Here is a 17,351-nt window from a genome sequence, read left to right on the forward strand (position 1 = left end):
ATATATGAGAAATCAAATTAAGGGTAAAAACAACTCATTCTTGGGATTAACTCTGCGAGTGATATAATGTCCGATAAAAAGATTGAAAGGGAACTTAAAAAGAGGATAAATCATTTTAAAAAACTTTTGAAGAATGATGAAGAAAGAGAAAACTTCTATAACAGCATATGCGGTTCAGAGATCCTTGTGAGGATTGAAATATTTCTTCCATCAGCCAATCCTGATAAATACTATGATGGTCTTTTCCTCTACCTCAATGATGAGGGTAAAATAGTTAATGCCGAGTACTACTACAATGAGGGCGGTGATGCTGCGGTTAAACAGCTGGATGAAGATTCCCTCATGCTTGTGAAGGATCTCTTTGAGGATGAGCTGTCCCTTGAAATAGAGTAACTGGCGCCTTCCTTCCCCTATTACTTAACTTTATTTATAATGAGTTCGATAATTATCATGACTGAATTTTTTTAGTGGAGGATTCAATACCATGCGAAGTTTTGAGAAACTGACTTCCCTTAAGGAATACATCCCTATAAAGAAGAAGGAGGGCGGGGAGAAAAACATAGGCCTCCTTGTTGATGGACCTAACATGCTGAGGAAGGAGTTCAGCCTCAACCTTGACCTTGTAAGGAAAATATTATCTGAATACGGAAACATGCGGGTTGGAAAGGTTCTTTTAAACCAGTACGCCTCTGATAAACTTATAGAGGCAATCGTTAACCAGGGCTTTACACCTATTGTTGTTGCAGGAGATACCGATGTTTACATGGCTGTTGAAGCCATGGAATTGATTTACAACCCTAATATTGATATAATAGCCCTCATGACCCGTGATGCTGATTTCCTCCCCATAATCAACAAGGCAAAGGAAAATGGCAAGAACACCCTTGTTATAGGGGCTGAACCAGGATTCAGCGCTGCACTTCAGAATTCTGCAGACCATGCAATAATCCTGAAATCAGAGAACAGCAGGGCAAAAAGACCCCGGCCATCTGAGGAACATTAGGAACAGATGGACATATACTGGAACTGCTGTGTGTGAACTTTAAAAGGTGAAGGGATGCTTACTGAAGACATCATGGATGAGGTTAAACGCAGGGAACACGCCCTTGAAATAATAAGGAAACGTATAGGTGATCATGGCCGCAGCGGCATCTATGACCTTACAGGGCTCTCAGGCGGATTCTCCCTTGATGAGGATGACATGGCCCTCCTTGAAACCTATGTGGGGCCGGCAGTCTTCGAGGAAAGACTCCAGGAGGCGGGTGTAAGGCACCTTGGAGGGGAGAAGGTTGCTGCATTCAACAGGACAAGCAGCGCAATACTTGCAGCCGTACTTGCAATCACAGAGCCAGGTTCAGCGCTGATACACTATCTCCCTGAGATGCCATCCCATCCATCGGTCCCTCTGAGCGCCGAGCTTGCATCTGTAAGGTACCATGAAACCGATGATTTCAGAGAACCCTTCCCTGAAGACACCAGCCTTGTTGTTGTAACAGGCTCCACAATGGACCACCGGGTCATCTCAGAATCACTTCTCAAGGACATCATAGGGAGGGCCGGTGATGCAGGCATTCCTGTCCTCGTGGACGATGCATCGGGAGCCAGGCTGAGGACGGTTATATTTAATCAGAGGAGGGCCTGCGACCTGGGCGCTGACCTTGCAGTTACAAGCACGGATAAACTCATGCATGGTCCGCGGGGAGGATTGATGGCAGGCAGGGCTGACCTCATTGACAGGGTGAAGTCAAAGGCGTATCAGTTTGGACTTGAGGCGCAGCCCCCCCTTATAGCTGCAATGGTAAGGGCCCTTGAGGATTTTGATCCTTCAGATATCCTTGAAGCCCTTGAAAGGAAAGGGGAGCTCCTTGAGATGATGGATGACCCTGACATTGAGGAGACACCGACAGGTATCATGATCAGAACAGAGTCCCTAAGGAGGAGATACGGCTCAACATGGAGCGGTGAGGATCTCTCCGCGGCCCTTGCAATGATACTCCTTGAGGACCATGGGATAATCACAATACCTGCGGCTGGAATGCCGGGGGCATCAATGACCATCAGGCTGGACCTTGCAGCCGCGGATGCAGGAAGACTTGGAGCAGAGGCCATAAAGTCTGCGCTCACTGATTCAATGAGGAAGCTTGCAGGGATCATCGATGATGCTTCGGCAATGAGGAGAACCATATTCGGCTGATTTTCCATCTCCTGGTAGCTTAATTGGGAGGTATCTTATCTGATAGTTATTGATGGATCCTACGGTGAGGGAGGGGGTGCCGTTGTAAGGGTATCGGTGGCACTTGCAGCGGTAACCTCCAGGAGGATACGGATACACAGTATAAGGGCCAGAAGGCCCCGTAAAGGCCTTTCACATCAGCACCTTACAGCTGTAAGGGCCATTGCAGAAATCAGTGATGGAACCCTTAGGGGGGATGAACTCGGATCCCAGGAACTTGAATTTTCACCGGGAACCATAGGCGGCGGGAACTTCACCTTCGACGTTAAAACAGCAGGAAGCACGGGCCTGGTACTCCAGGCCATCCTGATTGCAGGGGCGGCAGCTGATGGCAGACTTGATGTCACGGTATCAGGGGGTACCGATGTTCTCTGGGCCCCCACAATCGATTACCTTTCAGAGGTAACCCTGCCACTACTGGAGAAGATGGATTACTGTGCCAGGCTGGAACTCATTCAGAGGGGCTACTATCCCCGCGGCGGCGGAAGGGTGAGGGCAACTATAGAACCGTCAGAACTAAAACCCATCATCCTTGAGGATGCAGAAATTGACTTCATAGCCGGTATCTCCCACGCAGGAAACCTGCCGCTCCATGTGGCTGAAAGACAGGCAGATGAAGCCCTCAGGGTTTTAAGGAAGACGGGTCTTGATGTTGATATAGCTGTAGAGGAAGCCGACTGTCCCCTGGGCAGGGGCTCGGGGATAACCCTCTGGGCGGGGGGTAACACGAGACTTGGCGCAACATCACTTGGGAGGCCGGGTAAAAGGGCTGAGCTGGTAGGATCAGAAGCCGCAAAGGAGCTCCTGGGGTTTATTGAAGCTGGAAGCCCCCTTGACAGGTACATGGGTGATCAGATAGTACCCTACATTGCAATGGCCGGATCTTCAAGGGTGGGGACATATGAATTAACCCTTCACGCAGAGACCAACATATTCCTGGCCGAGAGGATAACTGGAAGGCCCTTCAAAGTACAGGGGGCGTCTGGAAAGCCCGCCATCATAGAAACAGCATAAGGTCCTCAAAATTTCGTTTTAACTGATTAAATGCCTAATTTAGAATTAGATTTTATTAAGGCGTGCTGCAAGATTCCGGAGGTATTTATTAGGCTGTAATTTACTTAATTAGATTTAATGGGCAGCTCTGCCTCTTAAAAAATAGAAGTAATTGTTTATCAGTGGTGTATGCACTCCCCTGATATTATCTTCCTCAGGGTACCATCATCGAGTTCAAGGATAAGGGCCCCCTCACTGTTTATACCAACAGCCTCACCATATACAATCTCACCGAGCTGTTTTCTTATTTCAACTCTACTGCCGATGGTTTTGGACAGTTTCCTCCATTCGGATAGAATCTCATCAATTTCACCATCTTTAAATGAGTTATAGACATCCTCAAAGTTTTCAAGGAACTTTTCTATCAATGCACCGGATTCTATGTCCCTTTTGAGCTCATTTTTAAGTGAAGTCGCCCCTTCCCTGAGGTCATCAGGGAATGCCTTCACATCCACATTGGTATCTATACCGATGCCCACAACAACATATTCCAGGGTGTTGAAACGGACATGGGCCTCTGTAAGTATTCCGCAGACCTTTTTGTCCCCTATAAGGATGTCATTGGGCCATTTTATACCAACTTCAAGGCCACATTCATCCTGCAGGGTCCTTGCAACTGCAACTCCGGTTACAAGGGTGAGGAGGAGGGCCCTTGATGGATGTACCTCAGGCCTCAGGATGATTGACATCCAGATACCGCCCTCTGGTGATATCCAGGGCTTCCCCCTCCTGCCACGACCACGGGACTGGGTCTTTGCAATTACAACCGTGCCCTCAGAGGCACCCTCCTCAGCCAGGCGCTTCGCCACGTTGTTTGTGGAGTCAACCTCATCAAAGCATTCAATTCTATGACCTATGTAACTCGTTTTTGCCTTAACGCTGCATGGATCATAATCTCCCATAACATCACCCCCTCCGGGCATGCATGTATGTTCCTATGGCTGCGGATATGGCAGCCACCTTCTTTGATGGCAGGAATGTTGACTGGAGGCGTTCAACCATCTCCTGATCCTCCTTAACGATTTTTTCCATCTCAGCGTCTATTCCTCTCCGGTGCTCATCGACGAAGTGGGTGTGGAGTTCCCCCCTTCTGAAGGCTTCATTCCTCATTATCGCCTTATGGAATGGTATGGTTGTCTTAACCCCCAGGATTATGTACTCGCTGAGGGCCCTTTTCATCCTGTTTATTGCCTCATCACGGGTCATGCCCCAGACTATGAGTTTTGATATCATGGAGTCATAGAATGGGGGTATCTCATAGTTCATGTAAACCCCACTGTCAACCCTGACACCTATACCCCCGGGGGACCTGTAACCCGTGATCTTACCAGGATTCGGGGCGAAGTCTGCAAGGGGGTTCTCTGCGTTTATCCTGCATTCAATGGCATGGCCCCTTATACTCACATCCTCCTGTGAGAACTCCAGCTCCCCACCGGCAGCAACCTTTATCTGTTCCTTAACAAGATCAACACCGGTTATCACCTCGGTTATGGGGTGCTCCACCTGTATCCTTGTGTTCATCTCCAGGAAATAGAAGTCCCCCTTTGAGTAGAGGAACTCAACGGTTCCAGCATTCTCATACCCGATGTATTCAGCTGCCCTGACAGCTGCTGAACCCATCCTCTCCCTCAGTTCAGGGGTCATGATGGGTGATGGTGCCTCCTCTATGAGTTTCTGGTGCCTCCTCTGTATTGAGCACTCCCTGTCCGCCAGGTGTATAACTTTACCTGATTCATCTGCCATTACCTGGAATTCGATGTGCCTTGGTTTTTCAAGGTACTTTTCTATGTAGATGGTGGGGTCTCCGAAGGCGGATTCAGCAACTGATCTTGTGGACTTAAAGGCCCTTACAAGTTCGTCCTCCTCATAGACGGCCCTCATACCTATACCCCCTCCACCGGCAGAGGCCTTTATGATGACCGGGTAGCCGATGGAATCAGCTATCCTGGCAGCATCGTCGGGGCTGTCAACACCCTTCTCTGTCCCGGGGATCACCGGAACCCCGGCCTTTTCCATGAGCTTCTTTGAGGTTATCTTATCACCCATGGCCTCTATAACTGAACTCCTTGGCCCTATGAGTTTGATGCCATGTTTTTCACATTCCTCACCCAGGGAGGGGTTCTCTGCAAGGAAACCGTAACCGGGGTGTATTGCCTCTGCACCGCTTTTTTCAGCAACCTCAATGATCCTGTCCACACGGAGGTAACTCTGGGAGGGGGCGGGTTTTCCTATTTCATAGGCCTCATCAGCATATCTGGTGAAGAGGGCGTTCTTATCTGCCTCTGAGTAGACCGCCACACTCTTGACTCCCAGCTCTCTGCATGCACGCATAACTCTTATCGCTATCTCACCACGGTTTGCAACAAGGATTTTACTGAACATGTGACCGCATCCTGTAGTTGGATATCATACAAGTATATATGGAGCTACCTCTTTTTAACTGTAAAGCCAGTTATTATATTATATATACGGGGGTTCTATGCCTGGAGGGGGTTGATCTGCTTTGTTGTATGATATGGTCTTATTGGAGATGGTGACTGTATGATAAAGAGGAAAAGACACCTTGAGATGCTTCTTGAAAAAATCCCCCCACATCCTGGACCCGATCCTGAACTTGAACAGTACCTGACTCCAGCCCCCATCGCCGCTGAGGTTCTGTGGTCGGCAAGGAGCATGGGGGATATTGAGAAGAGGCGCCTGATTGACCTTGGCTGCGGTACAGGGATGCTGGGGATCGGAGCGGCCCTTCTGGGTGCAGAACATGTTTACTGTGTTGATATTGATGAGGAGGCCCTGAAAGTGGCCCGGGCAATGGCAGATGATCTTGGACTTGAGAACATGACCTTCATCGCTGCGGACATCCGGTCTATGGGCCAGGACATTCCGGGCATTGAACCGGCAGATACTGTAATTCAGAACCCTCCCTTCGGTTCCCAGGAGAGGGCTGAGAGGGGTGCTGACAGGGTCTTCATGGAGACTGCGCTGTCCCTTGGCAGGGTGATATACTCATTTCACATGGCAGGGGCAGAGGACTTTGTATGCCGATACTATGAGAAGCTTGGAGGCAGGGTCACCCACAGGATGCCCCTCAGGTTCCCGATACCGAGGACCTACAGCTTCCACAGGGAGGAAGTTTCCACTGTTAATGTGGTTGTTCTCAGGATTGAGAGTATATGATTTCATAAGATATTAGATCATCATGGGGGCTTCCCTCTTATTTGGACCATATCATCGTATATGATTCCATAACTCCTAGAAAATGTGGATAAACCATATCATCCTATATGATTCCATAACTCCCTCTTTACACACCATGAACCCTCTACGGTCACGGATGGTTCCCTGCCGTGGAGATGTCTGCTCCCTTCCATCCGCATGTGACATGATAACGGAAACTTTAAATACCCCCACCGTACAATTTTTAGTACCTATTGCAAATTTGCGGTGAATCCGCTCGCATTGTATACAGGAGTATATGATGTGGTCTGTGGCTTTACTTGCCCAGTCTGCATTATGAAAATATTTATAAAAGATCGGGACAAAGATTAATAAATGAATGAATTAGATTTGTCCATATTCATCCCGGATTCACTGACAGCGGAAACAAAGGATCTTAAAATTAAGACCTACAAGGTGGGTCTTATTGCAAGGGCCGCTTCAATATTCGGGGTTAAGCGCATTGTGATCTATCGCGATGGTGCAGATGGAGAGGCAAGGTTTATTAGGGATATCCTATCTTATATGGATACACCTCAATACCTTCGAAGGAAGGTTTTCCCGATAATGAAGGAGTTGAAACATGTGGGGATACTCCCACCTCTGAGAACTCCTCATCACCCAACTGGAAAGCCGGTTACGGGAGAGTACAGACAGGGTCTCACAGTTAAAAGGGTAAAAAAAGGAACTCTTGTGGATATCGGCGCAGATAAACTTGCACTGTGCAGAGAAAAACTCAGCGTAAACAGGGTAATGAGTTTCCGGATCACCAGGATGGGTAAGGAAATACAGATAGAGCCAGATGAACCAGAGGACACCTACTGGGGATATGAGGTACTGGATACCCGCAGGGATATCGCAAAAAGCCTTAAAACAGTAGACGCGGATGTTGTGATCGCAACATCCAGGTATGCTTCGCCCATTACTTCTATTCTTAATGAAGTAAAGTCAAAGATGGATGGGGCGCGGAAAGTGACCATCCTGTTTGGCGGTCCTTACAGGGGATTACCAGAGGTCAGGGCAGACATAAATGTCAACACCATTCCAGGACAGTGCACGGAGACTGTAAGGACTGAAGAGGCCGTTATGGCTACTCTTTCAATATTTAACATGCTAACTCAGATTGATGAACCCATAGGAAATGATGTAAGGAGGTAAAGTTATGGCTAGACATCATCAACCAAGAAAAGGATCAGTTGCATTCAGTCCAAGAAAAAGGGCGGCAAGGGAAACCCCTAGGGTCAAGTCATGGCCCAGTGTGGATGAGCCGGGATTGCTTGCCCTGGCAGGCTACAAGGCAGGGATGACCCATGTCATGATGATTGACAACAGAAAGAATTCCCCCACAGAGGGAATGGAAGTCTCCACACCTGTAACCATCCTTGAGGTACCGCCACTTACCGTCATGGCTGTAAGGGCCTATGAAAAGACAAGCAGAGGACTTAAAACCCTCGGGGAAGTCCTTGCAAAGAGTACCAAGGATGATCTCAGGAGGAAACTCACCCCGCCTGCAGAGGACTATGACCAGGAAGCTGCAATTGAGAAGATAAGGTCAAACATGGAACACGTGGCAGACGTAAGGGTTATAGTTCACACAAACCCCAGGCTTGCAAGCGTGCCTAAAAAGAAACCCGAAGTATTCGAATGCGGTCTCGGAGGAAAGACACCTGAAGAGAAATTTGAATACGCCCTCGAAGTCCTTGGAAAGGACATCAGGGCATCAGAGATATTCACAGAGGGAGCCTTTGTTGATGCAATAGCAGTCACAAAGGGTAAAGGATTCCAGGGCCCTGTTAAGAGATGGGGTATAAGGATACAGTACGGTAAGGCTGCAAGGAGCAGTAAGGGAAGACACATAGGTTCATTGAGTCCATGGACACCATCAAGGACAATGTGGACCGTCCCCCAGGCCGGTCAGATGGGTTACCACAGAAGGACAGAGTACAACAAACAGATACTCAAGATAGGAGATGCTGAAGAAGCAGACCATGTAAACCCGAAGGGAGGCTTTGTAAGGTACGGTCTTGTGAAGAACGATTATATTATGGTTAAGGGGTCAGTACCGGGCCCGACCAAGAGGCTTGTGGTACTCAGGAAGGCAATAAGGGCTGCCGGTAAACAGGAGGAGGCACCCCAGATCAACTACATCAGCACAGCATCAAAACAAGGAGTATAAGAGTGGTTTAAAATGAAGATCAAGGTTTATTCCCTGGAAGGTGAAGCCATAGACGAAATGGAACTTCCTGAAATATTCAATGAAGAGTTCAGACCAGACGTGATAAAGAGGGCTGTTATCTCGGCACAGACAGCAAGGGTACAGCCCTGGGGACCTGACCCGATGGCAGGTAAAAGGACTTCAGCAAAGTCCTACGGTGCCGGACGCGGTGTTGCCATGGTTCCACGTATAAAGAACGGTTCAAGGGCAGCGTTCGTCCCGCAGGCCGTTGGAGGTAGAAGGGCCCATCCACCAAGACCACAGAAGAACTACCATGAAAGGATAAACAGGAAGGAAAGGAGACTGGCCATAAGATCAGCAATAGCCGCAACAGCACGAAGGGACCTTGTTGAGGCAAGGGGTCACAGGATAGAGGACCTGCCCCAGGTCCCCCTGGTGGTTAACGATGAACTCTCAAAGATTAAAAGGACAGCTGATACAAGGGAAGTCTTCAGGAAGCTGGGCATCATGGATGACATAGTAAAGGCAAAGGAAGGTAAAAAGATCCGCGCAGGTAAGGGAAAGATGAGGGGAAGGAAATACAGGTCACCAAAAGGACCCCTCATAGTGGTCGGTGAGGATAGGGGTATAGCACTCGGTGCAAGAAACCACCCCGGCGTCGATGTTGTAACGGTTGAAAACCTCAATGCAGAACTCCTTGCCCCCGGAACCCACCCTGGAAGGCTCACCATCTTTACAAGATCAGCGATAGAAAAACTTGAGGGACTGTTCCAGTAAAAAATTAGATTACGGGTGTAAATATGGATCCATATGCTGTTATTGTAAAACCACATGTCACAGAAAAGAGCATGAACCTTATAGATCAGAACAATGAACTGGCATTCGTGGTTATGAGGAAAAGCACAAAGAAGGACATAAGAAGGGCCTTTGAGGAACTCTTCGCGGTTAAGGTTGAGAGGGTTAACACACAGGTAACCCCCAAGGGCCATAAACTCGCCTACATAAAACTGGCAAAGGAACACAGTGCAGAGGACATAGCCGTTAAACTGGGAGTATTCTAAAAACTATCTGGAGGATATTTGAATGGGAAAAAGATTAATATCACAGAGGAGAGGAAGGGGGACTCCTACTTACAGAAGCGCATCCCACCGTTTCAAGGGGAAAATAAAATACAGGGCCTACGACTCCCTTGAGAGTGAGGGAAGCCTTAAGGGGAGTGTTGTTGACATAATGCACGACCCGGGCCGAACAGCCCCTGTAGCCCTTGTTAAATTTGAGAATGGTGAGAAGAACCTTATACTTGCCCCTGAAGGACTTGTACTCAAGGATGAAGTTGAATGCGGTGCCGGGGCAAAGGTAAAACCCGGGAACTCACTTCCACTCAGCCAGATCCCTGAGGGGACACCCATATACAATATTGAGAACAGGCCAGGGGACGGAGGAAAACTTGTGAGGTCCTCAGGTACATATGCTTCTCTAATCACCCATGATGCTGACAAGGCAGTGATTGAACTCCCATCAGGTGAACTCAAGGCACTGAACCCCCAGTGCAGGGCCACCGTTGGTGTTGTTGCTGGAGGAGGACGAAGGGAGAAACCATTCCTGAAGGCCGGTAAGAAGTACCATGCCCTCAGGGCAAAGGGTAAGAAGTCTGTCAGGGTCAGGGGTGTTGCAATGAACGCAGTCGACCATCCTCATGGTGGTGGAAACAGACAGCACCCAGGAAGGCCAACAACTGTTTCAAGGCATGCTCCTCCAGGAAGAAAGGTTGGTTCAATAGCTGCCAGAAGAACAGGGAAAAGGAGATAAATAGGAGGTGACCTATTGGCACGTAAAGAATTCAGGTATCGTGGCTACACCCTGGAAGAACTGCAGGAGATGCCACTTGACGATGTTATAAAATTGTTCCCATCAAGGCAGAGAAGGTCCCTTAAAAGGGGATTCCTGCCAAGGCAGAAGAAGGTACTCGAGAAGATAAGGAAAATAAAGAAGGAAGGAAAAACCGAGGGAAGACCCCCTGTAATCAGGACACACTGCAGGGACATGATAGTGTTGCCTGAAATGGTTGGCATGACCTTTGGAATCCACAACGGCAATGAATTCGTTGAGGTCACAATCCAGCCTGAAATGATCGGCTGTTACTTCGGCGAATTCGCACCCACAAGGAAGAAGGTTGAGCACGGAGATCCCGGTATGGGAGCTACCAGATCATCAATGTTCGTGCCTCTTAAATAAGGAGACTAGACAATGGCTAAGGTTAAATACGCTTATAAAGATGAAGATAAGTCCAGAACAGCCAGGGCGTCAGCAACTCAGCTTAAAATTTCACCAAAGCACGCAGTGGAGATCTGCAGGGAGATCAGAGGAATGGAAGTGGAGAAGGCAAGGAAGTACCTTGAAGAGGTCATCAACATGGAGCGACCGGTGGCATTCAAGAGATACAACCGGAAGGTGGGCCACAGGAGGGGCCTTACAGGATGGGCCAGCGGCCGCTACCCTGTAAAGGCAGCGACCCATATACTGAAGGTCCTGGAAAATGCCGAGGCAAATGCAGAGTACAAGGGACTTGACACAGAGAAGCTAAGGATAATCCACATATCCAGCCACAGAGGACCTGTGATAAGGGGCTGGATACCGAGGGCCTTTGGAAGAGCAACACCATTCAACACACCAACAACACACGTTCAGATAGTTCTGGGGGAGGCGTAGATTTTGATAGAAAAGGATTTTGTCGTCGAGGGTCTCAGAAGAACAAGGATAGATGAATTCCTGGAAAAGGAGCTTGAAAGGGCCGGCTACGGTGGCATGGACGTCCAGGTCACACCCATGGGTACCATGGTCGTGGTCTACGCTGAAAGGCCTGGTATGGTCATAGGTCGTGGAGGTAAGACAGTGAGGACCATAACCCAGAAACTCAAAAACAAGTTCGACCTCGAAAACCCCCAGGTTGAGGTCAAGGAGGTTGATGTCCCTGAACTCAACCCCAAGATAATGGCCCACAAGATAGCAGCCATGCTCCAGAGGGGAATGCACTTCAGGAGGGTTGCCTACACCACAATGAGGAGGATAATGGCCGCAGGCGCCCAGGGAGTTGAAGTGACCATTTCAGGTAAGATAAGGGGCGCCCGTTCAGCAACAGCAAAGTTCACTGATGGATACATAAAGAAATGCGGTGAACCATCAACAAAGCATGTAAGGGAAGGATTCGCCACTGTGCAGCTTAAACCAGGAGTTCTTGGAGTATACGTACGCATAATGCCTCCAGATGTTGTTCTTCCAGACAAGGTGGACATAGAAGCCCCAAAGGTTCAGGAAGCTCCTTCAGAGGAACCTGTGGATGAGATCCAGGACCTTGAAGAGGTCTATGAGCTTGAGGATATCGAGGAACTTGAAGAGCTTGAGGACATTGAGGAACTTGAAGAGGAACTTGAGGCCGAAGAGGAAGCAGAGACACAGGACGAAGATGGTGAAGAATCTGAAAAATAATATATATCTGCAGATTCATATCAATGATAATAGAAAGGGATTGAAATGGCAATACTTAGGAGCGAAGAGATAAGGGAAATGGAAAGGGAGGAAATCCAGAAGAAACTGGATGAACTCAAAGCAGAATACGCCCGATACATTTCCAAGAGCGCCGCCGCCGGTGTTCATGAGAACCCCGGCAAGATGAGGGAAATCCGAAGAACAATAGCCCGTGTTCTCACCATCATGAATGAAAAATAGAAGGAGAAATAAATGAAAATCTGCGATGTATGCGGTCTTCCGGAAGAACTTTGCGTATGCGAGGAAATAGCACGCGAAGTTCAGACACTGAAGGTTTACACAGTAAGACGAAGATTCGGTAAATTGATGACCATCATCGAGGGCATCGACGAACACGATATAGACATAAGGGAACTTACAAAGATACTCAAGGCAAAATGTGCCTGTGGCGGCACCGCCAAGAAGGGCCAGATAGAACTTCAGGGGGACCATAAGAAGAAGGTCAAGGAAGTTCTTGCTGAAATGGGCTTTTCATCAGATACAATCGAGATAAGGTAGGGGGTCCCCTTTGATAACCCCCCGGAATATTTTCAGACATGAACTTATTGGCCTTTCTGTTACGGTAGCCAGAAGTGTTCACAGGGACATTCAGGGGATATCTGGAAGAGTCGTGGATGAAACCAGGAATACCCTTAGAATTGAGATGGGGGATGGCAGGGAAATAACGGTTCCAAAGAAAATAGCCATCTTCCATTTCATAACACCGCAGGGTGAAGTGGTTGAAATTGATGGTAGAGCTCTGGTGGCTCGTCCTGAGGAGAGAATAAAGAAGAAATTTAGAAAACCATAGTGGTGATATGATGGTTGGCATTGATGTTCCAGAACCTAAATCTAAATGTAGTGATCCTAACTGTCCTTTCCATGGGGACCTCCCTCTGAGGGGTCAGATACTGGAAGGAACTGTAGTCAGTGACAAGGCAGAAAGGACAGTTACGGTTGAAAGGAGTTTCTACAAATTTATACGCAAATATGAGAGATACGAAAAGAGAAAATCCAAGATTAAAGCCCACAAACCTGACTGTATAGAGGTTAACCTGGGGGACACAGTAAAGATTGCTGAGTGCAGACCCCTGAGCAAGACAAAGAACTTTGTGGTTGTTGAGGTTAAGGGGGAAGACTGAAATGAAGGCAATTACATCCAAGGTTACCCGTGCATTACCTGTAGGCGCCAGACTTCAGTGCGTTGACAACACCGGTGCAAGGGAAGTTGAGATAATATCTGTCAGGGGATACAAGGGTGTCCGCAGAAGACTGGCAGCAGCCGGTGTAGGTGACATGGTTGTGGTCTCTGTAAAGAAGGGAACGGTTGACATGAGGAGAGAAGTCCTCAACGCTGTTGTCGTAAGACAGAAAAAGGAATACAGGAGACCTGATGGTTTAAGGGTGAAATTCGAGGACAACGCTGCAGTTATAGTGAGCCCTGAGGGTGTCCTTAAGGGTTCAGAGATAAGGGGTCCTGTTGCAAAGGAGGCAGCAGACAGGTGGCCCAGTGTGGGAAGCGCAGCCAGCATAATAGTGTAAGGGTGATATAATGTCAAAACAGCCCAGAAAACAGAGGAAATATATTTATGAAGCACCGTTACATGCTCGCCGCAAGATGATGAGCGCTAACCTCAGCAGGGAACTGAGGGAAGAATACGGTAGAAGGTCCCTGCCACTGAGGAAGGGGGACAAGGTTGAAGTCCTCCGCGGCGACTTCAAGGGACACGAAGGCAAAGTGGAAAAGGTGGATCTCAAGAGATACAGGGTTTATGTTGAGGGAGCAACAATCCAGAAGGTTGACGGGACATCAGTTTACTTTCCGATACACCCCTCAAACCTGAGGATAGTGGATCTTAACCTTGATGATGAAAAGAGGATTCAAATCTTAGAACGGAAGGGATAAAAAATGGCAATAATGGCATCACGAAAACATCTTAAACGTTTCAAAGCACCAAGTCACTGGCCCATTCATCCCAAGGAGTACAAATGGACGGTTAAACCATCACCCGGGCCCCACGCCATTGAAAGCTCACTGCCCCTCCTTGTGATTGTAAGGGATATTCTTGGAATTGCAGACAATGCCAGGGAAGCAAGGAAGATCATAAACAGCGGTGAGATCCTGGTGGATGGAAGGCCAAGGAAGAACTACAAGTTCCCGGTCGGGTTCATGGACGTTGTGACCATACCTAAAACAGGTGGAATGTACAGGGTCCTGCCTGATGAGAGGGGAAGGCTGGTTCTCCATGAGATCGACGAGGAGAAGGCTTCCTTTAAACTGTGCAAGATAATCAACAAGACAACCCTCAAGGGTGGTAGGACACAGCTGAACATGCACGACGGTCGAAACTGCCTTTCAGAGAATGAATTCAGGGTTGGAGATGTTGTTAAACTATCCATACCTGACCAGGAGATCCTTGAAAGGATACCCTTCGAGAAGGGCAGCCTAGGACTTGTTACAGGCGGTAGGCACACAGGTGAGATCGGCAGGATCAAGAAGATAAACATAACAAGGTCATCCATGCCAAATACCACCGTTATTGAGACAGCTGATAAGAAGACATTCCTAACACTCAAGGATTACGTCTTTGTCATCGGAAGGGATGAATCAGTGATTTCACTTCCAGGAGGGAAATAGATGAACCCGATGGAGGAAGTAAGGATATTCAAGGTCACCCTCAACATAGGTGTAGGTGAAGGGGGTGAAAGGCTTGCAAGGGCTGAGAGACTCCTCGAGGAGATGACAGGCCAGAAACCCGTGAGGACACACTCAAAGGTCACAAACCCCGAGTTCGGTATAAGGAAGAAACAGCCCATTGCATGTAAGGTCACTCTCCGTGGTGAAAAGGCCGAAAGGATACTTAAAATGTTCCTTGAAGGAATAGGGAACAAGTTAAAGGCCAGACAGTTTGATGAGTACGGTAATGTTTCAATGGGAATTGATGAACACATTGACATACCTGGGATGAAGTACGACCCGGAAATAGGGATATTCGGTATGAACCTCTCTGTGACATTTGAAAAACCAGGTCACAGGATAAAGAGGAGACGAATACAGCGCAGGAAGGTTCCTGAAAAGCACAGGGTCAGCCGTGAAGAGGCAATGGAATTCATGAAGAACAGATTCCAGGTTAAAATAGTTTGAAGGTGATTGTATTGCCAAGGAAATATGGAAAGGCATCAAGGAAATGCTCAAGATGCGGGGACCACTCTGCCCTGGTCAGAAGATACGGGTTAATGCTGTGCAGGCAGTGCTTCAGGGAACTTGCCCCGAAGATCGGATTTAAAAAGTATAACTAATCAGAGGTGTTTACCGTGACTCTTATGGATCCTCTTGCAAACGCCCTGACAAACATAAGGAACAATGAGATAAGGGGTAACGTCAGGTGCAGGATAACCCCTGCCTCAAAGCTGATAGGGCGTGTGTTAAGGACAATGCAGAAGGAAGGCTACATCGGGGAATTCGAATACGTTGATGATGGCAGAGCAGGGAAATTCATCGTTGAACTGGAAGGAAACATAAACCAGTGCGGAGTTATAAAGCCCAGGCACGCTGTTAAAAAGGACGAATTTGAGAAATTTGAAAAAAGGTACTTGCCAGCCAAGAACTTCGGTATAATAATAGTATCAACCCCTGAGGGTATAATGACCCACAAGGAAGCAAAGGACAGGGGCATCGGCGGCAGACTGCTGGCATACGTCTACTAGGTGATAAACATGGTTCTAGCAGCTCTAATTCGGGAGGAAATCCCTATCCCTGAGGATGTAGACGTCACCATTGATGGTGAAGTCCGTGTTAAGGGACCCATGGGTGAACTTTCCCGAAAATTCAACCATTCAGAGATTTCAATGTCAATGGAAGACGATAAGATTGTCCTTGAAGTTAACTTCCCAAAGAAGAAGGACAAGGCAATGGTGGGAACGGTGAAGGCCCACATAAACAACATGATAAAGGGTGTTACCGAGGGCTTCACCTACCGTATGAAGATAGTCTACGCCCACTTCCCGATGAGCGTGAAGGTGGCAGGGGATAGTGTTGTAATAGAAAACTTCCTTGGTGAGCGCCACCCAAGAAGGGCCAGGATAGTTGGAGATACAAAGGTCCAGGTCAAGGGAGATGAGGTTGAAGTAAGCGGCATCAACAAGGAAGACGTTGGTCAGACAATGGCAAACATCGAACAGGCCACAAGGATTAAGGGAAGGGACCCAAGGGTATTCCAGGACGGCATATACCTTGTGAGCAAGGAATAGGGATGGTGATTCAATGAAGAAAAAATTTAAAAGACAGGAATACGCCCGATACAAAAAACTAGGGGAAAAATGGAGGAGGCCCAGGGGAAGAACAAGCAAAATGAGGAGATACGAAAAGGGAAAACCAGCAATGCCTGCAATAGGCTACAGAAAACCCCGGGCAGGCAGGGGTCTCCATCCATCAGGGTATGAGGATGTCCTGATATCCAGCCTCAGCGAACTTGAGGCACTGGAACCTGAGAAACAGGCAGCGAGGATAGCCTCAACAGTAGGGGCCAGAAAAAAGACCCTGATGCTTGAAAAGGCAAGGGAACTCGGCATCAATGTACTCAACCCATAATCTGGTCAAAGGGTTCACAGACCAGGCTAAAAAAATTTAAGGGGAAACCTGAATTTTTTCAGGTTTATCAGCAAAATGCTGAATACAAGGAGGTTTCTTGAATGAATCTTACTACTCAGAAAAGATTAGCTGCAGACATACTCAAAGTAGGGGTTAACAGGATATGGATAGACCCTGAAAGGATCGATGAGGTTTCAGGGGCCATAACAAGGGATGGTGTCAAGCAGCTAATAAAAGACGGAGCTATAAGGGCTAAACTAAAAAAGGGTATAAGCAGTTACAGATCCAAGAAGATAGCCCAGCAGAAAAAGAAAGGTAGAAGAAAAGGACCGGGCAGCATAAAGGGTGCCAAGGGCGCAAGAAGGCCTAAAAAAGAGGAATGGATGACAACCATAAGGGCCCTGAGGAAGGACCTCAAGGAGATGAGGGACAACCGTGAAATAAACAGGAGCACCTACCGTAAACTCTACAAGATGGCGAAGGGTGGAGCATTTAAGAGCAAATCTTACATGAAAACCTACGCCCGGGACCATGACATGCTGAGGTAGGAGGGATTT

General features: G+C 47.9%; 28 protein-coding genes. 26 read left to right on the top strand and 2 right to left on the bottom strand.

The window, feature by feature from the left end; genetic code table 11:
* Positions 1-66 precede the first annotated feature (66 nt).
* From FZP57_RS02115 to rtcA, 4 genes are all read left to right on the top strand, one after another.
* Complete coding sequence (locus FZP57_RS02115) at positions 67-393, top strand: hypothetical protein (protein WP_191216388.1); 327 nt, start codon at positions 67-69, stop codon at positions 391-393.
* 91 nt (positions 394-484) lie between these two features.
* Entirely contained in the window at positions 485-1,003 is a 519-nt protein-coding gene (locus tag FZP57_RS02120; protein ID WP_074358558.1) for a TIGR00288 family NYN domain-containing protein, read from the top strand.
* 54 nt (positions 1,004-1,057) lie between these two features.
* Entirely contained in the window at positions 1,058-2,194 is a 1,137-nt protein-coding gene (locus FZP57_RS02125; protein ID WP_074358559.1) for a TIGR03576 family pyridoxal phosphate-dependent enzyme, read from the top strand.
* A gap of 96 nt (positions 2,195-2,290) precedes the next feature.
* A complete protein-coding gene (gene rtcA / locus FZP57_RS02130) occupies positions 2,291-3,247 on the top strand; it encodes an RNA 3'-terminal phosphate cyclase (RefSeq protein ID WP_370518332.1) in 957 nt (318 codons plus the stop codon).
* Positions 3,248-3,405: 158 nt separating this feature from the next.
* Here rtcA and FZP57_RS02135 read toward each other — a convergent pair whose 3' ends face one another.
* Entirely contained in the window at positions 3,406-4,188 is a 783-nt protein-coding gene (locus tag FZP57_RS02135; protein WP_074359709.1) for a biotin--[acetyl-CoA-carboxylase] ligase, read from the bottom strand.
* A 4-nt stretch (positions 4,189-4,192) separates the two neighbouring features.
* Positions 4,193-5,668 carry an acetyl-CoA carboxylase biotin carboxylase subunit gene (locus tag FZP57_RS02140; RefSeq protein WP_074358561.1) on the bottom strand — a complete coding sequence of 492 codons (1,476 nt, stop codon included), beginning with the start codon at positions 5,666-5,668 and terminating at the stop codon, positions 4,193-4,195.
* A 159-nt stretch (positions 5,669-5,827) separates the two neighbouring features.
* On the opposite strand from FZP57_RS02140, the gene FZP57_RS02145 reads away from it, so the two are divergent.
* From FZP57_RS02145 to FZP57_RS02250, 22 genes are all read left to right on the top strand, one after another.
* Positions 5,828-6,463 carry an METTL5 family protein gene (locus FZP57_RS02145; RefSeq protein WP_074358562.1) on the top strand — a complete coding sequence of 212 codons (636 nt, stop codon included), beginning with the start codon at positions 5,828-5,830 and terminating at the stop codon, positions 6,461-6,463.
* Positions 6,464-6,838: 375 nt separating this feature from the next.
* Positions 6,839-7,660 (top strand): putative RNA uridine N3 methyltransferase, encoded by an 822-nt coding sequence (locus FZP57_RS02150; RefSeq protein WP_074358563.1) that lies wholly within the window; start codon positions 6,839-6,841, stop codon positions 7,658-7,660.
* A gap of 4 nt (positions 7,661-7,664) precedes the next feature.
* The gene (gene rpl3p, locus FZP57_RS02155) at positions 7,665-8,678 is read left to right on the top strand and encodes a 50S ribosomal protein L3 (protein ID WP_074358564.1); all 1,014 of its coding nucleotides are present in this window, start codon (positions 7,665-7,667) and stop codon (positions 8,676-8,678) included.
* 12 nt (positions 8,679-8,690) lie between these two features.
* Positions 8,691-9,455 carry a 50S ribosomal protein L4 gene (gene rpl4p, locus FZP57_RS02160; RefSeq protein WP_191216389.1) on the top strand — a complete coding sequence of 255 codons (765 nt, stop codon included), beginning with the start codon at positions 8,691-8,693 and terminating at the stop codon, positions 9,453-9,455.
* Positions 9,456-9,478: 23 nt separating this feature from the next.
* Complete coding sequence (locus tag FZP57_RS02165) at positions 9,479-9,739, top strand: 50S ribosomal protein L23 (protein WP_191216390.1); 261 nt, start codon at positions 9,479-9,481, stop codon at positions 9,737-9,739.
* Positions 9,740-9,761: 22 nt separating this feature from the next.
* Entirely contained in the window at positions 9,762-10,487 is a 726-nt protein-coding gene (locus FZP57_RS02170) for a 50S ribosomal protein L2 (protein WP_074358567.1), read from the top strand.
* A gap of 15 nt (positions 10,488-10,502) precedes the next feature.
* Positions 10,503-10,913, top strand: a complete 411-nt coding sequence (rpsS, locus tag FZP57_RS02175; protein ID WP_074358568.1) for a 30S ribosomal protein S19 — start codon at positions 10,503-10,505, stop codon at positions 10,911-10,913.
* Positions 10,914-10,925: 12 nt separating this feature from the next.
* Positions 10,926-11,387 carry a 50S ribosomal protein L22 gene (gene rplV, locus FZP57_RS02180; protein ID WP_074358569.1) on the top strand — a complete coding sequence of 154 codons (462 nt, stop codon included), beginning with the start codon at positions 10,926-10,928 and terminating at the stop codon, positions 11,385-11,387.
* Positions 11,388-11,390: 3 nt separating this feature from the next.
* Positions 11,391-12,164, top strand: coding sequence for a 30S ribosomal protein S3 (locus FZP57_RS02185; RefSeq protein ID WP_074358570.1), 774 nt, complete (start codon positions 11,391-11,393; stop codon positions 12,162-12,164).
* Positions 12,165-12,209: 45 nt separating this feature from the next.
* Positions 12,210-12,404: a 50S ribosomal protein L29 gene (gene rpmC / locus FZP57_RS02190; protein ID WP_074358571.1), complete on the top strand. Its 195-nt coding sequence runs from the start codon at positions 12,210-12,212 to the stop codon at positions 12,402-12,404.
* Positions 12,405-12,416: 12 nt separating this feature from the next.
* Complete coding sequence (yciH, locus tag FZP57_RS02195; RefSeq protein ID WP_074358572.1) at positions 12,417-12,722, top strand: stress response translation initiation inhibitor YciH; 306 nt, start codon at positions 12,417-12,419, stop codon at positions 12,720-12,722.
* A 10-nt stretch (positions 12,723-12,732) separates the two neighbouring features.
* Complete coding sequence (gene rnp1, locus FZP57_RS02200; RefSeq protein ID WP_074358573.1) at positions 12,733-13,014, top strand: ribonuclease P protein component 1; 282 nt, start codon at positions 12,733-12,735, stop codon at positions 13,012-13,014.
* A 10-nt stretch (positions 13,015-13,024) separates the two neighbouring features.
* Entirely contained in the window at positions 13,025-13,345 is a 321-nt protein-coding gene (locus FZP57_RS02205) for a 30S ribosomal protein S17 (protein WP_074358574.1), read from the top strand.
* Between the two features lies 1 nt (position 13,346).
* Positions 13,347-13,745, top strand: coding sequence for a 50S ribosomal protein L14 (locus FZP57_RS02210; RefSeq protein WP_191216391.1), 399 nt, complete (start codon positions 13,347-13,349; stop codon positions 13,743-13,745).
* Between the two features lie 10 nt (positions 13,746-13,755).
* Complete coding sequence (gene rplX, locus FZP57_RS02215; RefSeq protein WP_074358576.1) at positions 13,756-14,109, top strand: 50S ribosomal protein L24; 354 nt, start codon at positions 13,756-13,758, stop codon at positions 14,107-14,109.
* Between the two features lie 3 nt (positions 14,110-14,112).
* On the top strand, positions 14,113-14,841 hold the full coding sequence (locus FZP57_RS02220) for a 30S ribosomal protein S4e (protein WP_074358577.1): 729 nt from the start codon (positions 14,113-14,115) through the stop codon (positions 14,839-14,841).
* Entirely contained in the window at positions 14,842-15,348 is a 507-nt protein-coding gene (locus tag FZP57_RS02225; protein ID WP_074358578.1) for a 50S ribosomal protein L5, read from the top strand.
* Between the two features lie 2 nt (positions 15,349-15,350).
* The gene (locus FZP57_RS02230; RefSeq protein ID WP_010875659.1) at positions 15,351-15,503 is read left to right on the top strand and encodes a 30S ribosomal protein S14; all 153 of its coding nucleotides are present in this window, start codon (positions 15,351-15,353) and stop codon (positions 15,501-15,503) included.
* A 15-nt stretch (positions 15,504-15,518) separates the two neighbouring features.
* On the top strand, positions 15,519-15,911 hold the full coding sequence (locus tag FZP57_RS02235) for a 30S ribosomal protein S8 (protein ID WP_074358579.1): 393 nt from the start codon (positions 15,519-15,521) through the stop codon (positions 15,909-15,911).
* Positions 15,912-15,920: 9 nt separating this feature from the next.
* A complete protein-coding gene (locus FZP57_RS02240) occupies positions 15,921-16,454 on the top strand; it encodes a 50S ribosomal protein L6 (RefSeq protein WP_074359710.1) in 534 nt (177 codons plus the stop codon).
* A gap of 13 nt (positions 16,455-16,467) precedes the next feature.
* Positions 16,468-16,794, top strand: a complete 327-nt coding sequence (locus FZP57_RS02245; protein ID WP_074358580.1) for a 50S ribosomal protein L32e — start codon at positions 16,468-16,470, stop codon at positions 16,792-16,794.
* A 101-nt stretch (positions 16,795-16,895) separates the two neighbouring features.
* Positions 16,896-17,342: a 50S ribosomal protein L19e gene (locus FZP57_RS02250; protein ID WP_074358581.1), complete on the top strand. Its 447-nt coding sequence runs from the start codon at positions 16,896-16,898 to the stop codon at positions 17,340-17,342.
* The last annotated feature ends 9 nt before the right edge of the window (positions 17,343-17,351 follow it).

The organism is Methanothermobacter sp. THM-1 (assembly GCF_009914355.1).
GTDB lineage: Archaea > Methanobacteriota > Methanobacteria > Methanobacteriales > Methanothermobacteraceae > Methanothermobacter > Methanothermobacter wolfei.

Bases quoted from the DNA above. Each gene is read 5' to 3' on its own strand.
- FZP57_RS02170 (WP_074358567.1), top strand. From the start codon at position 9,762: ATGGGAAAAAGATTAATATCACAGAGGAGAGGAAGGGGGACTCCTACT.
- FZP57_RS02150 (WP_074358563.1), top strand. From the start codon at position 6,839: ATGAATGAATTAGATTTGTCCATATTCATCCCGGATTCACTGACAGCG.
- yciH (WP_074358572.1), top strand. From the start codon at position 12,417: ATGAAAATCTGCGATGTATGCGGTCTTCCGGAAGAACTTTGCGTATGC.
- FZP57_RS02145 (WP_074358562.1), top strand. From the start codon at position 5,828: ATGATAAAGAGGAAAAGACACCTTGAGATGCTTCTTGAAAAAATCCCC.
- FZP57_RS02225 (WP_074358578.1), top strand. From the start codon at position 14,842: ATGAACCCGATGGAGGAAGTAAGGATATTCAAGGTCACCCTCAACATA.
- FZP57_RS02250 (WP_074358581.1), top strand. From the start codon at position 16,896: ATGAATCTTACTACTCAGAAAAGATTAGCTGCAGACATACTCAAAGTA.
- FZP57_RS02120 (WP_074358558.1), top strand. From the start codon at position 485: ATGCGAAGTTTTGAGAAACTGACTTCCCTTAAGGAATACATCCCTATA.
- FZP57_RS02140 (WP_074358561.1), bottom strand. From the start codon at position 5,668: ATGTTCAGTAAAATCCTTGTTGCAAACCGTGGTGAGATAGCGATAAGA.
- FZP57_RS02165 (WP_191216390.1), top strand. From the start codon at position 9,479: ATGGATCCATATGCTGTTATTGTAAAACCACATGTCACAGAAAAGAGC.
- FZP57_RS02125 (WP_074358559.1), top strand. From the start codon at position 1,058: ATGCTTACTGAAGACATCATGGATGAGGTTAAACGCAGGGAACACGCC.
- rpmC (WP_074358571.1), top strand. From the start codon at position 12,210: ATGGCAATACTTAGGAGCGAAGAGATAAGGGAAATGGAAAGGGAGGAA.
- rpl3p (WP_074358564.1), top strand. From the start codon at position 7,665: ATGGCTAGACATCATCAACCAAGAAAAGGATCAGTTGCATTCAGTCCA.
- FZP57_RS02210 (WP_191216391.1), top strand. From the start codon at position 13,347: ATGAAGGCAATTACATCCAAGGTTACCCGTGCATTACCTGTAGGCGCC.
- FZP57_RS02220 (WP_074358577.1), top strand. From the start codon at position 14,113: ATGGCAATAATGGCATCACGAAAACATCTTAAACGTTTCAAAGCACCA.
- FZP57_RS02135 (WP_074359709.1), bottom strand. From the start codon at position 4,188: ATGGGAGATTATGATCCATGCAGCGTTAAGGCAAAAACGAGTTACATA.
- FZP57_RS02115 (WP_191216388.1), top strand. From the start codon at position 67: ATGTCCGATAAAAAGATTGAAAGGGAACTTAAAAAGAGGATAAATCAT.
- rpl4p (WP_191216389.1), top strand. From the start codon at position 8,691: ATGAAGATCAAGGTTTATTCCCTGGAAGGTGAAGCCATAGACGAAATG.
- FZP57_RS02245 (WP_074358580.1), top strand. From the start codon at position 16,468: ATGAAGAAAAAATTTAAAAGACAGGAATACGCCCGATACAAAAAACTA.
- FZP57_RS02205 (WP_074358574.1), top strand. From the start codon at position 13,025: ATGGTTGGCATTGATGTTCCAGAACCTAAATCTAAATGTAGTGATCCT.
- rplV (WP_074358569.1), top strand. From the start codon at position 10,926: ATGGCTAAGGTTAAATACGCTTATAAAGATGAAGATAAGTCCAGAACA.
- FZP57_RS02240 (WP_074359710.1), top strand. From the start codon at position 15,921: ATGGTTCTAGCAGCTCTAATTCGGGAGGAAATCCCTATCCCTGAGGAT.
- rplX (WP_074358576.1), top strand. From the start codon at position 13,756: ATGTCAAAACAGCCCAGAAAACAGAGGAAATATATTTATGAAGCACCG.